This window comes from Pseudomonas sp. BIGb0176 (assembly GCF_024810175.1).
Taxonomy (GTDB): domain Bacteria; phylum Pseudomonadota; class Gammaproteobacteria; order Pseudomonadales; family Pseudomonadaceae; genus Aquipseudomonas; species Aquipseudomonas protegens.
Map to the genome: position 1 here is coordinate 474,959 of NZ_JANUEC010000004.1, position 13,581 is coordinate 488,539.

Annotated in this window: 12 protein-coding genes and 1 pseudogene; 7 read left to right on the forward strand and 6 right to left on the reverse strand. The window is 63.0% G+C overall.

Annotation, left to right across the window (positions count from 1 at the left end):
• Window positions 1-7: 7 nt before the first annotated feature.
• Window positions 8-253 carry a DUF1127 domain-containing protein gene (locus M2395_RS25270; protein WP_011064213.1) on the reverse strand — a complete coding sequence of 82 codons (246 nt, stop codon included), beginning with the start codon at window positions 251-253 and terminating at the stop codon, window positions 8-10.
• A 179-nt stretch (window positions 254-432) separates the two neighbouring features.
• On the opposite strand from M2395_RS25270, the gene M2395_RS25275 reads away from it, so the two are divergent.
• Entirely contained in the window at window positions 433-1,857 is a 1,425-nt protein-coding gene (locus M2395_RS25275) for a PLP-dependent aminotransferase family protein (RefSeq protein WP_011064214.1), read from the forward strand.
• A gap of 66 nt (window positions 1,858-1,923) precedes the next feature.
• Window positions 1,924-3,492, forward strand: coding sequence for a phospholipase D family protein (locus tag M2395_RS25280; RefSeq protein ID WP_015637466.1), 1,569 nt, complete (start codon window positions 1,924-1,926; stop codon window positions 3,490-3,492).
• A gap of 4 nt (window positions 3,493-3,496) precedes the next feature.
• Here the strand turns inward: M2395_RS25280 and M2395_RS25285 are convergent, their stop codons facing one another.
• Complete coding sequence (locus M2395_RS25285; RefSeq protein WP_011064216.1) at window positions 3,497-4,642, reverse strand: MFS transporter; 1,146 nt, start codon at window positions 4,640-4,642, stop codon at window positions 3,497-3,499.
• Window positions 4,643-4,769: 127 nt separating this feature from the next.
• Window positions 4,770-6,263 carry an aldehyde dehydrogenase gene (locus M2395_RS25290; protein ID WP_123431109.1) on the reverse strand — a complete coding sequence of 498 codons (1,494 nt, stop codon included), beginning with the start codon at window positions 6,261-6,263 and terminating at the stop codon, window positions 4,770-4,772.
• 238 nt (window positions 6,264-6,501) lie between these two features.
• Between M2395_RS25290 and M2395_RS25295 the strand changes: the two genes are divergently transcribed.
• Window positions 6,502-6,864: a cupin domain-containing protein gene (locus tag M2395_RS25295; RefSeq protein ID WP_015637468.1), complete on the forward strand. Its 363-nt coding sequence runs from the start codon at window positions 6,502-6,504 to the stop codon at window positions 6,862-6,864.
• Between the two features lie 58 nt (window positions 6,865-6,922).
• On the opposite strand, the gene rpmG is transcribed toward M2395_RS25295, so the two are convergent.
• Together rpmG and rpmB are read right to left on the reverse strand one after the other, a co-directional pair.
• Window positions 6,923-7,078 carry a 50S ribosomal protein L33 gene (rpmG, locus tag M2395_RS25300; RefSeq protein ID WP_003177274.1) on the reverse strand — a complete coding sequence of 52 codons (156 nt, stop codon included), beginning with the start codon at window positions 7,076-7,078 and terminating at the stop codon, window positions 6,923-6,925.
• Between the two features lie 11 nt (window positions 7,079-7,089).
• Window positions 7,090-7,326: a 50S ribosomal protein L28 gene (gene rpmB / locus M2395_RS25305; protein ID WP_011064219.1), complete on the reverse strand. Its 237-nt coding sequence runs from the start codon at window positions 7,324-7,326 to the stop codon at window positions 7,090-7,092.
• Between the two features lie 475 nt (window positions 7,327-7,801).
• On the opposite strand from rpmB, the gene M2395_RS25310 reads away from it, so the two are divergent.
• Entirely contained in the window at window positions 7,802-9,385 is a 1,584-nt protein-coding gene (locus M2395_RS25310; RefSeq protein ID WP_015637469.1) for an ABC transporter substrate-binding protein, read from the forward strand.
• A 48-nt stretch (window positions 9,386-9,433) separates the two neighbouring features.
• On the opposite strand, the gene radC is transcribed toward M2395_RS25310, so the two are convergent.
• Window positions 9,434-10,108 carry a DNA repair protein RadC gene (radC, locus tag M2395_RS25315; protein WP_011064221.1) on the reverse strand — a complete coding sequence of 225 codons (675 nt, stop codon included), beginning with the start codon at window positions 10,106-10,108 and terminating at the stop codon, window positions 9,434-9,436.
• Between the two features lie 132 nt (window positions 10,109-10,240).
• Here radC and coaBC point away from each other — a divergent pair, with 132 nt between their 5' ends.
• From coaBC to M2395_RS25330, 3 genes and pseudogenes are all read left to right on the forward strand, one after another.
• On the forward strand, window positions 10,241-11,449 hold the full coding sequence (gene coaBC, locus M2395_RS25320; RefSeq protein ID WP_011064222.1) for a bifunctional phosphopantothenoylcysteine decarboxylase/phosphopantothenate--cysteine ligase CoaBC: 1,209 nt from the start codon (window positions 10,241-10,243) through the stop codon (window positions 11,447-11,449).
• 5 nt (window positions 11,450-11,454) lie between these two features.
• On the forward strand, window positions 11,455-11,910 hold the full coding sequence (gene dut / locus M2395_RS25325; protein WP_011064223.1) for a dUTP diphosphatase: 456 nt from the start codon (window positions 11,455-11,457) through the stop codon (window positions 11,908-11,910).
• Between the two features lie 258 nt (window positions 11,911-12,168).
• Window positions 12,169-13,569 (forward strand): annotated as a pseudogene (locus tag M2395_RS25330) (phosphomannomutase/phosphoglucomutase); the annotation flags it as partial.
• Window positions 13,570-13,581: the final 12 nt, after the last annotated feature.

Sequence of the window (13,581 nt, forward strand, 5' to 3'; positions counted from 1 at the left end):
CGTCGGCCTACAGCCGCCAGAACGGCTTGAGACCTTCGGCCCGCGCCTCTTCCCGGCTCAGGCCGACATCGCGCAACTGCTCGGCAGTCAGCTCCAGCAACGCCTTGCGCGTGCGCAGCCGATGCCAGTACAGACCCAGCGGGCTCAGCCCAGGCGGTGCGGAGCGTGGCAGGCGTGCCGCCAGTGCCTGCTCCTGCTCTGCCTGCAGCTCCTGACTCCGTAACGACAGACGCACATCGCTCAAGCCGTTCATCTGTATTGCTCCTGTTTGCTCAAAGTTGCCATGAGCCAATAGGATGCTTGGTGCGCAAAAACCATTACAGACTCAATACAGCGGTATTAACTCCATACAGTTTTGCCAAAAATCCTGCTGAATCCTGTATTTTTGCCCCATCTGTACCGGTCCTCGCGCCCCCACTACGAGCCAATGCCATGACCCTCTACGTCAACCTCGCCGAACTCCTGGGCACCCGCATTGAGCAGGGCTTCTACCGCCCCGGCGATCGACTGCCCTCAGTGCGCGCCCTGAGCGTCGAGCACGGGGTCAGCCTGAGCACCGTGCAGCAGGCCTACCGCCTGCTGGAAGACAACGGCCTGGCGATGCCCAAGCCCAAGTCCGGCTACTTCGTGCCGCCCAGCCGCGAACTGCCCGCCCTGCCCGCCGTTGGCCGCCCGGCCCAGCGACCGGTAGAGATCTCGCAGTGGGACCAGGTGCTGGAACTGATTCGCGCCGTGCCGCGCAAGGACGTGGTGCAACTGGGCCGCGGCATGCCGGACATCACCACCCCCACCCTCAAGCCTCTGCTTCGGGCCCTGGCCCGCCTCAGCCGGCGCCAGGACATGCCAGGCCTGCACTACGACAACATTTACGGCGTGCTGGAGCTGCGCGAACAGGTCGCGCGACTGATGCTGGATTCCGGCTGCCAGCTGGGGGCCGGCGACCTGGTGATCACCACCGGCTGCCACGAGGCGCTGTCCACCAGCATTCGCGCCATCTGCGAGCCGGGGGATATCGTCGCCGTGGACTCGCCGAGCTTCCACGGCGCCATGCAGACCCTCAAGGGCCTGGGCATGAAGGCCCTGGAGATCCCCACCGACCCCATTACCGGAATCAGCCTGGAAGCTCTGGAACTGGCTTTGGAACAGTGGCCGATCAAGGCCATACAGTTGACGCCCAACTGCAACAACCCCCTGGGCTACATCATGCCGGAGCCGCGCAAGCGGGCACTGCTGACCCTGGCCCAGCGCTTCGACGTGGCGATCATCGAGGACGATGTGTATGGCGAACTGGCCTACACCTACCCGCGCCCGCGCACCATCAAGTCCTTCGACGATGATGGCCGGGTGCTGCTGTGCAGCTCGTTCTCGAAAACCCTGGCCCCAGGCCTGCGCATCGGCTGGGTAGCGCCCGGTCGCTACCTGGAACGTGTACTGCACATGAAATACATCAGCACCGGCTCCACGGCCCCGCAGCCCCAAGTAGCCATCGCCGAGTTTCTCAAGAGCGGGCACTTCGAGCCGCATTTGCGCAAAATGCGCACCCAATACCAGCGCAATCGTGACCTGATGCTCGATTGGGTCAGCCGCTACTTCCCCGCCGGCACTCGCGCCAGCCGGCCACAGGGCAGTTTCATGCTGTGGATCGAACTCCCCGAGGGCTTTGATGCTCTGAAGCTCAACCGAGTGCTGCTCGAGCAAGGGGTGCAGATTGCCGTGGGCAGCATCTTTTCCGCCTCGGGCAAGTACCGCAATTGCCTGCGGATGAACTACGCTGCCAAGCCAACCGCGCAGATCGAAGACGCGGTACGCAAGGTCGGCGCTGCAGCCATCAAGCTGCTCAGTGAAACCTCGGACTGACCCCGACCCGAAGCAGGAAGCCAGCCGTCCCATGCCAACCCGTGCCGTGATGCGAGATGACCTGACTTGAACCCTATACAGGCCTTCACCTGGCTTCTGCTGCTGAGCCTCGGGCTGGGCGGCTGCGCTACCCGCGAGGTGCCGTACCAACCCAGCCAGGCCCTGCCCGCCCGTGATTCGGGCTTTGCCCAGTCGATCCGGGCCCAGGCCGCACCCTACCAGGGGCGTTCCGGCTTTCGCCTGCTACCCAACAGCACCGAAGCGTTCATGGCCCGCGCCGAGCTGATCCGCAACGCGCAAAGCAGCCTCGACCTGCAGTACTACATCGTCCACGACGGCATCAGCACCCGCATGCTGGTGGACGAGCTGCTCAAGGCCGCCGACCGTGGCGTGCGGGTACGCATCCTGCTGGACGACACCACCAGCGACGGCCTGGACCAGATCATCGCCACCCTGGCCGCCCACCCGCAGATCCAGATCCGCCTGTTCAACCCTCTGCACCTGGGCCGCAGCACCGGCCTGACCCGGGCCATGGGCCGCCTGTTCAACCTGTCGCAGCAGCATCGGCGGATGCACAACAAGCTCTGGCTGGCAGACAACAGCGTGGCCATCGTGGGCGGGCGCAACCTGGGGGATGAATACTTCGACGCCCAGCCCAACCTGAATTTCACCGACATCGACATGTTCAGCGTGGGTCCGGTGGCCGAGCAACTGGGCCACAGCTTCGACCAGTACTGGAACAGCGCCCTGAGCCGCCCCATCGGCGAGTTCCTGTCCAGCACACCTTCCACCAAGGCGCTGGACAACACCCGGCTGCGCCTCGAGGAATCCTTGCAGGACAGCCGCCGGCAGAACCAGGCGCTGTACCGGCAGTTAATGACCTACCAGACCCAGCCGCGCATGGACATCTGGCGCAAGGAACTGATCTGGGCCTGGAACCAGGCCCTGTGGGACGCTCCGGCCAAGGTCCTGGCCAAGGGTGACCCCGACCCGCACCTGCTGCTCACCACCCAGCTGGCACCGGAACTGAGCGGGGTCGGCAAGGAGCTGATCATGATCTCGGCCTACTTCGTTCCGGGGCAGCCTGGGCTGGTGTACCTGACCGGGCGCGCGGACGCCGGAGTCTCGGTGAGCCTGTTGACCAACTCCCTGGAAGCCACCGACGTGCCAGTGGTGCATGGCGGCTATGCGCCCTATCGCAAGGCATTGCTGGAACATGGAGTGAAGCTCTACGAACTGCGCCGACAACCCGGCGAGCGCGGTGGCAGCGGGCCGCACCTGTTCCACAGCGGCTCCTACAAGGGCTCCGACTCCAGCCTGCACAGCAAGGCGATGATCTTCGACCGACGAAAGAGCTTCATCGGCTCGTTCAACTTCGACCCCCGTTCGGTGCTGTGGAACACCGAGGTCGGGGTGCTGGTGGACAGCCCCGAGCTGGCTGAACATGTCCGCGCCCTGGCCCTGCAGGGGATGGCGCCGGCCCTGAGCTACCAGGTCAAGCTGCTGGACGGCAAGCTGGTCTGGGTGACCGAGGACCAGGGCCAGTTGCACAGCCTGGGCCATGAACCCGGTAACTGGTGGCGCCGCTTCAATGCCTGGCTGAGCACCCGCATCGGCCTGGAACGCATGCTCTGAGTGGCTACAACGCAGCCTGGGCTTCGCCAAAGGCCCCCTGGCGCAGCAGCAGGACAAGCAAGCCAAAAGCCCCGGCCGCCACCAGCAGCAACATGGCGTGGCCGCTCACCCACTGGCTGCCGGCCCCTGCCACCAGCGGCCCGATCAGGCAGCCAATGCCCCAGAGCTGCGCCACATGGGCATTGGCCCGCACCAGTGCATCATCGCGGTAACGCTCCCCGATCAGGATCAGCGACAAGGTGAACAAGCCCCCGGCGCTGGCCCCGAACAACACCCACAGTGGCCAGATCAGCACGGTGCCCAGCAACAGCGGAATGGCCAGGCTGGAACACAGCAGGATCACCGCGCAGCCGGTGAACAGGCCGCGCCGGGAAATCCGATCCGCCAGGGCGCCAATCGGCAGTTGCAAAAGTGCATCCCCCACCACCACGGTGCTGACCATGGCCAGGGCAATGTCTTCGGTGAACCCCTGGCTCAGGCAATATACCGGCAGCAGGGTCAGAATCAGCGCCTCGAAAGTAGCGAACAATGCAACTGCCCAGGCAATCGCCGGCAACTTCTGACAGAAGTGCCACAGGTCAAACAGGGTCACGCTGCACGACTCGGTGCTCGGCGCCCCGCTGCGCCCCAACAGCAGGAGCGGTGATACCACCAGCAAACCCACCGCGGTCCAGAAGCCGTAATCATGCTCAGTACCCAGCACGCCCAACAGCAGGGGCCCGGCCAGCTGGCTCAAGGCATAGCTTGCGCCATACAGCGCCACCAGCCGGCCACGCCACTGCTCCACCACCAGCTGATTGATCCAGCTTTCCCCCAGAATGAAGATGATGGTCAGGACCACTCCCAGTATCAGGCGCAGTACCAACCACAACGGATAGCTGGGCAGCAGCGCCAGCAAGGCAATGGAGATCGCCCCACCCCACAGGCACAGGCGCATCAGGCTGGCGGTGCCGAAGCGCGCCGCCAGGCGGCTGGAGATCTTCGCCCCGAGCAACACGCCAATGGCCGGCATCGCCGCCACCACGCCAATTGCAAAAGGCCCGTAGCCCCAGCTTTCGAGACGAAACGACACCAGGGGCATGGTCACGCCCAGGGCCAGGCCGACACTCAAGACTGCGGCCAAAACGGCGAAATAGGTCGCCCAACGCATTTCCACGCTCCTGTGGATCATTGTTTCGCAAGGCACAGACAACACAGCCGGACTCCCCTTGCGGAAAGTCCGGCTGCGCTATGGATCGACATCAGGCGGGGCACTGCCCCGCCTCAAACGACAAGACTCAGAGCTTGATCCAGGTGGCTTTCAGCTCGGTGTACTTGTCGAACGCATGCAGCGACTTGTCGCGACCGTTGCCCGACTGCTTGAAGCCGCCGAACGGCGCGGTCATGTCGCCGCCGTCGTATTGGTTGACCCAGACGCTGCCGGCACGCAGGGCCTTGGCGGTCTGGTGGGCCTTGGAGATGTTGGCGGTCCACACCGCAGCTGCCAGGCCGTAAGGCGTGTCGTTGGCAATCTGGATCGCCTCTTCCACGCTGTCGAAGGCGATCACCGACAGTACAGGGCCGAAGATCTCTTCCTGGGCGATTTTCATCGCGTTGCTGACACCATCGAAAATGGTCGGCTCGACGTAGGTGCCACCGGTTTCTTCCAGGGTGCGCTTGCCACCGGCCACCAGCTTGGCGCCATCGGCATGCCCGGCTTCGATGTAGGACAGCACGGTGTTCATCTGCTGGGTGTCCACCAGGGCACCGACATTGGTGGCCGGGTCCAGCGGGTTGCCCGGCTTCCAGCCCTTGAGGGCCTCGATCACCAGCGGCAGGAATTTGTCCTTGATGGAGCGCTCCACCAGCAGGCGCGAGCCGGCGGTGCAGACTTCGCCCTGGTTGAAGGCAATGGCGCTGGCAGCGGATTCGGCGGCGGCCTGCAGGTCCGGAGCATCGGCGAACACGATGTTCGGGCTCTTGCCGCCGGCTTCCAGCCACACGCGCTTCATGTTGGATTCGCCGGAGTAGACCAGCAACTGCTTGGCGATCTTGGTGGAGCCGGTGAACACCAGGGTGTCCACGTCCATGTGCAGGGCCAGGGCCTTGCCGACGGTGTGGCCGTAGCCTGGCAGTACGTTGAACACGCCCGCCGGAATCCCGGCTTCCACTGCCAGGGCAGCGATGCGGATGGCGGTCAGCGGGGATTTTTCCGAAGGCTTGAGGATCACCGAGTTACCGGTGGACAGCGCCGGGCCCAGTTTCCAGCAAGCCATCATCAGGGGGAAGTTCCACGGCACGATGGCCGCGACCACGCCTACCGGCTCACGGGTGACCAGGCCCAACTGGTCGTGAGGGGTGGCAGCGACTTCATCGTAGATCTTGTCGATGGCCTCGCCGCTCCAGCTCAGGGCCTGGGCGGCGCCGGGAACGTCGATATCCAGGGAGTCGCTGATGGGCTTGCCCATGTCCAGGGTTTCCAGGAGCGCGAGTTCTTCAGCGTGCTGCTTCAACAGGCCGGCAAAGCGGATCATCACCGACTTGCGCTTGGCCGGCGCCAGGCGCGACCAGGCGCCGGAGTTGAAGGTGGCGCGGGCGTTTTCCACGGCGCACTGGGCATCGGCGGCATCACAGCTGGCGATGGTCGCCAGTACGCGACCGTCTACCGGGCTGATGCATTCGAAGGTGTCGCTGGAAGCCGATGCGGTGTATTCGCCGTTGATGTAGGCACGACCTTCGATTTTCAGGTCGCGGGCACGTTGTTCCCAGTCGGCACGAGTCAGGGTGGTCATACGAGTGTCCTCCTCTTATTTGTATACAAGCGCCATGCGAACTACGCCGGCACTGCTGAAGAATTCTGCCCGGCCAGCCTGTTTTCGGCCAAAGGCACCCGCCACCCTAAACCAGCGACACCTGTACTTTCAATATATTTGACAAAGCCCGGGCAAACGCCATTGCTATGTGCATTTTAATAAACATAGACTTTGGCCTTCATAGCCACTCGCGCCGCAATCACGGGGGAATACAACAATGAGCATCCACAACGTCGTCGACTTCAGCCAGGCCACCACCGAGGGCGAACGCTACCGCCCCGCTGCGGAAAAAATCCTCAAGGGCGACCCCGAGCAAGCGGTGTTCAACCATTACGCCAGCCCGTGCGGCCAGCTCAATGCCGGGATCTGGGAAGGCGCCGTAGGCCAGTGGACGGTGAACTTCACCGAGCACGAATACTGCGAGATCCTCCAGGGCGTATCGGTACTGCGTGATCACGACGGCAATGCCAAGACTCTGCGAGTCGGCGACCGCTTCGTGATCCCGGCCGGCTTCAAGGGCACCTGGGAAGTGCTGGAGCCCTGCCGCAAGGTCTATGTGGCCTTCGAACAGAAAGCCTGAATCCCGGGCACAAAAAAACCCGCTTGAAGGCGGGTTTTTTTGTCAGAAGAAAAATCAATTACTTGATTTTGCCTTCCTTGTAGATCACGTGCTTGCGAACAACCGGATCATATTTCTTGATCTCGATTTTGTCCGGAGTAGTACGCTTGTTCTTGTCGGTAGTGTAGAAGTGACCAGTACCGGCGCTCGAGATCAAACGAATCAATTCACGCATGATTAGCTCCCTTAAACCTTGCCGCCATCGCGACGGATTTCGGCCAGCACGACATCAATGCCGCGCTTGTCGATGATACGCATGCCTTTGGCAGATACGCGCAGACGCACAAAACGTTTCTCGGACTCAACCCAGAAGCGGTGATGCTGCAGGTTCGGCAGGAAACGACGACGGGTTTTGTTGTTTGCGTGGGAAATGTTATTCCCAGTCACCGGACCCTTACCGGTAACTTGACAGACTCTAGACATGCCTCAGCCCTCTAAAACCACATGCCCAACCCGGCATGGGTTGGCCGCTTAATCTCTCAGTCATTTGGCGCCAGGCGCCGCGTTTCTTTAGGGTCTTACCGGCTACACCTACAAGCGAAGGAACCGGGCCCCTAGAAAAGAGCGCTGCTTTATACCAGAAAGACCCCAGAGCAACAACAACCGCTGTGCCCAGGATGACGAAAAGTCCTGATTTTCTTGCGCCGGACGCCTGCGGCAAAGGCTACCGCAGAAATCTACCGCTCGTCGCAGAATATATTTCTCCCGAAACCCCAGGCACAAAACCGCCATTGGGCGCGGTCATGCCTGCGGAAAATCACGCCTGGAACCCCGGCCGAGCCCGAGGTTTCGTCACTCGATACAAAAGGGATAGTCATTTTACAAAGAGCCCACTAGGGTAAGGCATTTCCAGACTGCACTCGCAGATGGGCTTTCGATCTGCACAAGGAACCCGACCATGCGTCTTGCCGCCCTCCCGCTCCTGCTCGCCCCTCTCCTGAGCCCCCTGGCCCAGGCTGCCGCGCTGAGCGTCTGCACCGAAGCCAGCCCGGAGGGCTTCGACGTGGTGCAGTACAACTCACTGACCACCACCAACGCATCCGCCGACGTGCTGATGAACCGCCTGGTGGAGTTCGACGCCGATAGCGGCAAGGTAGTCCCCAGCCTTGCCGACAGCTGGGAGGTCTCTGCCGACGGCCTGACCTACGTGTTCAAGCTGCACCCCAAGGTCAAGTTCCACCGCACCGAGTATTTCAACCCCAGCCGCGAGCTGACCGCCGAAGACGTCAAGTTCAGCTTCGAGCGCATGCTCGATCCGGCCCATCCGTGGCACAAGATCGCCCAGAGCGGCTTTCCCCACGCCCAATCCCTGCAGTTGCCCAGCCTGATCAAGAAGATCGATGCCCTGGACCCGCTGACCGTACGCTTTACCCTGGACCACGCCGATTCGACCTTCCTCGCCACCCTGAGCATGGGCTTCGCCTCGATCTACTCGGCGGAGTACGCCGAGCAACTGCTCAAGGCCGGCACCCCGGAGAAGCTCAACAGCCAGCCGATCGGCAGCGGCCCGTTCATCTTCGGGCGCTTCCAGAAAGACGCCTCGATCCGCTACAAGGCCAACCGCGACTACTTTGCCGGCAAGCCTGCGGTCGATTCGCTGATCTTTGCCATCACCCCGGACGCCAACGTGCGCCTGCAGAAGCTGCGCCGCAACGAGTGCCAGATCGCGCTGTCGCCCAAGCCCCTGGATGTCCAGGCCGCCAGCGAGGATCCGGCACTGAAGGTCGAGCACACCGCAGCCTTCATGACCGCCTTCGTCGCCATCAACAGCCAGCACCCACCCCTGGACAAACCCGAGGTACGCCAGGCAATCAACCTGGCCTTCGACAAGGGCAGCTACCTCAAGGCGGTCTTTGAAGGCACCGCCGAAGCCGCCAACGGCCCTTACCCGCCCAATACCTGGAGCTACGCCAAGGACCTGCCCGGGTACGCCCACGACCCGGAAAAGGCTCGCCAACTGCTGGCCAAGGCTGGCCTGAAGAACGGCTTCCAGACCACCCTCTGGACCCGCCCCTCTGGCAGCCTGCTCAACCCCAACCCCAGCCTGGGCGCGCAGTTGCTGCAATCGGACCTGGCCCAAGTAGGGATCCAGGCGGAAATCCGCGTGATCGAATGGGGTGAACTGATCCGCCGCGCCAAGGCCGGCGAGCACGACCTGCTGTTCATGGGCTGGGCTGGCGACAACGGCGACCCGGATAACTTCCTCTCGCCACAGTTCACCTGCGCCGCCGTCAAGTCCGGCACCAACTTCGCCCGCTACTGCGACCAGAACCTGGACAAGCTGATCACGGCCGGCAAGACCACCAGCGAACAGGGTGTGCGCAGCAAGCTGTACCAACAGGCCCAGACCCAGATCCAGCAGCAGGCGCTGTGGCTGCCCCTGGCACACCCGACCGCATTCGCCCTGACTCGCAAGCAGGTCGAGGGCTACCAGGTGAGCCCCTTCGGGCGCCAGGACTATTCGAAAGTCAGCATCAAGTGAACTGCCGGCCGGCTTCAAGGCCCACCCAGGCCTTGAAGCCGGCTGCATTCAGATCCAGCCGTACTCGGCCATCGACAGCGGGTCGCCCTCCCCCACGATGAAGTGGTCCAGCACCCGCACATCGATCAACTCCAGTGCCTCCTGCAAACGTCGGGTCACTACCCGGTCGGCCGGGCTGGGCTCGCAAATGCCTGACGGATGGTTGTGGCAGAGGATCACCGCCGCTGCATTGTGCGCCAAGGCGCGCTTGATCACCTGCCGCGGGTACACCGTGGTGCTGTCGATGGAGCCCTGAAACAGCACTTCGAAGGTCAGTACACGATGCCGCGTGTCGAGAAACAGGCAACCGAACACTTCATGGGGCTCGTGGCGCAGCATCGACTTCAGGTAATCGCGCACCACCAGCGGGTTCTCCAACGCGGACTGGCGATGCAGTTTCTCCGCCAGATGCCGTCGGGCCATTTCCAGCACCGCCTGCAACAAGGCGTACTTGGCCGGGCCCAGCCCCAGTTGGCGGGTGAAGGTCAGTTGATCGGCCTCCAGCAGCCTGCGCAGGCTGCCAAAGCGCCGCAACAGATGCCGCGCCAGGTCCACCGCGCTTTTACCGGCCACCCCGGTGCGCAGGAAAATAGCCAGTAGCTCGGCGTCGGAAAGGCTGATGGCGCCCTGCTCCAGAAGCCGTTCCCGCGGACGCTCCGCCGCGGGCCAGTCACGAATACTCATCACACCTCCCTGTGCATGGCGCCGCTGTTCGACAGCGGGCGCTGTGCTATCTTAGCCCCCTCTTTTTTGCGTGGTATTTCACCTGGGGAGGGGGCATGCCACGCAGCAATCACTGAACGGAAAGACAGGCCTATGCAGCGGCTGTATCGGAAACGCATCGTGCTCGGCGTCGGCGGCGGCATTGCCGCCTACAAGAGCGCGGAGCTGGTTCGCCGACTCCTCGACCAGGGCGCCGAAGTGCGCGTGGTCATGACCCGGGGCGGCAGTGAATTCATTACCCCGCTGACCATGCAAGCGCTCTCCGGGCACCCGGTCCACCTCGACCTGCTGGACCCGGCTGCCGAAGCCGCCATGGGCCATATCGAGCTGGCCAAGTGGGCCGACCTGGTGCTGATCGCGCCGGCCACCGCGGACCTGATTGCCCGCCTGGCCCAGGGCATTGCCGACGATCTGCTGACCACCCTGGTGCTGGCCACCGATGCCATCGTCGCCATCGCCCCGGCGATGAATCAGGCCATGTGGCGCGACCCTGCCACCCAAGCCAACACCCAACTGCTGCAAAGCCGTGGCCTGAAGGTCTTCGGCCCGGCTTCCGGCAGCCAGGCCTGTGGCGATGTCGGCCTGGGCCGCATGCTGGAGGCCAACGACCTGGCCCAGTGCGCCGCCGATTGTTTCCAGCATCTGGCGCTGACCGGCAAGCACCTGCTGATTACCGCCGGGCCGACCCAGGAAAACATCGATCCGGTGCGCTACATCACCAACCATAGCTCAGGAAAAATGGGCTTCGCCCTGGCCGAGGCCGCGGTTGAAGCCGGTGCCCGGGTGACCCTGATCACTGGGCCGGTACACCTGCCAACCCCCGATAGAGTCACGCGGATCGACGTTGTCAGCGCCCGGGACATGCTCGCGGCCTGTGAGTCGGCGATCCCATGCGACGTTTTCATCGCCTCTGCGGCGGTCGCGGACTACCGACCGGAAGTCGTCGCCCCACAAAAATTAAAGAAAGACCCTACGAAAGGTGACGGCCTGTTGCTGCAGATGGTGCGCAACCCGGACATCCTGGCCACCATTGCCAGCCGTCCGGATCGGCCTTTCAGTGTCGGTTTCGCCGCAGAAACCGAAAACTTGCTCGACTACGCTGCACGCAAATTGAAGGACAAGAACCTCGACCTGATCGTCGCCAACGACGTTGCCAACCCGAGCATTGGCTTCAACAGCGAGGAAAACGCCTGCAGCGTGATTGACCGGGAGTTGCACGCAACTCTCTTCGCCCAGACCAGCAAGGGCAAGATTGCCCGCCAGCTGATCTCTTTTATCGCCGAACGGCTGAACCAGGTTTAACTCGCATGCACGCTTTACAAGCCAAGATCCTCGACCCACGCATCGGCAACGAATTCCCTCTGCCGCAGTACGCCACGCCGGGCTCCGCCGGCCTCGACCTGCGAGCCATGCTCAAGGAAGACACCCTTCTGGAGCCAGGCCAGACGCTGCTGATCCCTACCGGGCTGTCGGTCTACATTGGCGATCCGGGCCTGGCAGCGCTGATCCTGCCGCGCTCCGGCCTGGGCCATAAGCACGGCATCGTGCTGGGCAACCTGGTGGGCCTGATCGACTCGGACTACCAGGGCGAACTGATGGTGTCCTGCTGGAACCGTGGCCAGACCGCCTTCAACATCGCCGTCGGCGAGCGCATCGCCCAACTGGTGCTGGTGCCTGTGGTCCAGGCGCATTTCGAAGTGGTCGAAGCCTTTGATGAAAGCCAGCGCGGCGCAGGTGGCTTCGGCCACTCCGGCAGCCACTGATCTGCCTCTAGGAGTGGGCAGCCTGCCTGCTCCGCCCCCTTGCGAGAGCAATCAAGGACCGAGGACCAGCATTTTTTTGCAGGGTGCCTGGCCCCCGCCAGGCCGGGCTGCTGACCGGTTCCGGAGGGGACGGAGCCCGTCAGATGGCACTTTCGCAGTACGAACTCTATGCTGAAAACGCCGTCATACCCTTCAGTTTGAGCCTGCCGGCCTGTCCTCTCACGGCCGTACTGCACCCCTTCAGATGGAGCACCCTCAGTGATGAGCAACGCAGCTAAAGTCGCCCCGAAATTCCCCGACAGCATCTTCCGCGCCTACGACATCCGCGGCGTTGTACCGCAAACCCTGACTGCTGAAACCGCCTACTGGATCGGCCGCGCCATCGGCTCCCAGAGCCTGGCCCAGGGTGAACCGAACGTCTCCGTGGGCCGCGATGGCCGCCTGTCCGGGCCGGAACTGGTGGCGCAACTGATCCAGGGCCTGCACGACAGCGGCTGCCACGTCAGCGACGTCGGCCTGGTGCCGACCCCGGCCCTGTATTACGCGGCCAACGTACTGGCCGGCAAGTCCGGCGTAATGCTCACCGGCAGCCACAACCCCTCGAACTACAACGGTTTCAAGATCGTCATCGCCGGCGACACCCTGGCCAATGAACAGATCCAGGCCCTGCACGAGCGCCTCAAGAGCAACAACCTGAGCAGCGCCCAGGGCAGCGTCACCCAGGTCGACATCCTGCCGCGCTACGCCGAGGAGATCATCCGTGACGTCAAGCTGGCCCGCCGCCTGAAAGTCGTGGTGGATTGCGGCAACGGCGCCGCCGGGGTGATTGCCCCACAGTTGATCGAAGCCCTGAACTGCGAAGTGATCCCGCTGTTCTGCGAAGTGGACGGCAACTTCCCCAACCACCACCCGGATCCGGGCAAGCCCGAGAACCTCGAGGACCTGATTGCCAAGGTCAAGGAAACCGGCGCCGACCTGGGCCTGGCCTTCGACGGCGACGGCGATCGTGTCGGCGTGGTGACCAACACCGGCAGCATCGTCTTCCCCGACCGCCTGCTGATGCTGTTCGCCAAGGACGTGGTGGCGCGCAACCCGGATGCGGAGATCATCTTCGACGTCAAATGCACCCGACGCCTGATTCCGCTGATCAAGGAATATGGCGGTCGCCCGCTAATGTGGAAGACCGGTCACTCGTTGATCAAAAAGAAAATGAAACAGACCGGCGCTCTACTGGCCGGCGAAATGAGCGGCCATGTGTTTTTCAAGGAACGCTGGTTCGGCTTCGACGACGGCATTTATAGCGCCGCACGGTTGCTGGAGATCCTCAGCAAGGAAAAATCCACCGCGGAAGAGTTGTTCGCCACCTTCCCGAACGATATTTCTACGCCGGAAATCAATATCCATGTGACCGAAGAGAGCAAATTCAGCATCATTGACGCCCTGCACGACGCGCAGTGGGGTGCAGGCGCCGACCTGACCACCATTGACGGGGTGCGGGTCGACTATGCCAAGGGCTGGGGCCTGGTTCGCGCCTCCAACACCACCCCTGTGCTGGTGCTGCGCTTCGAGGCTGATGATGCAGCCGAACTGCAGCGCATCAAGGATGTGTTCCACACCCAGCTGAAACGTGTTGCACCTGATCTCCAACTACCGTTTTGATTGTTTGAAGCA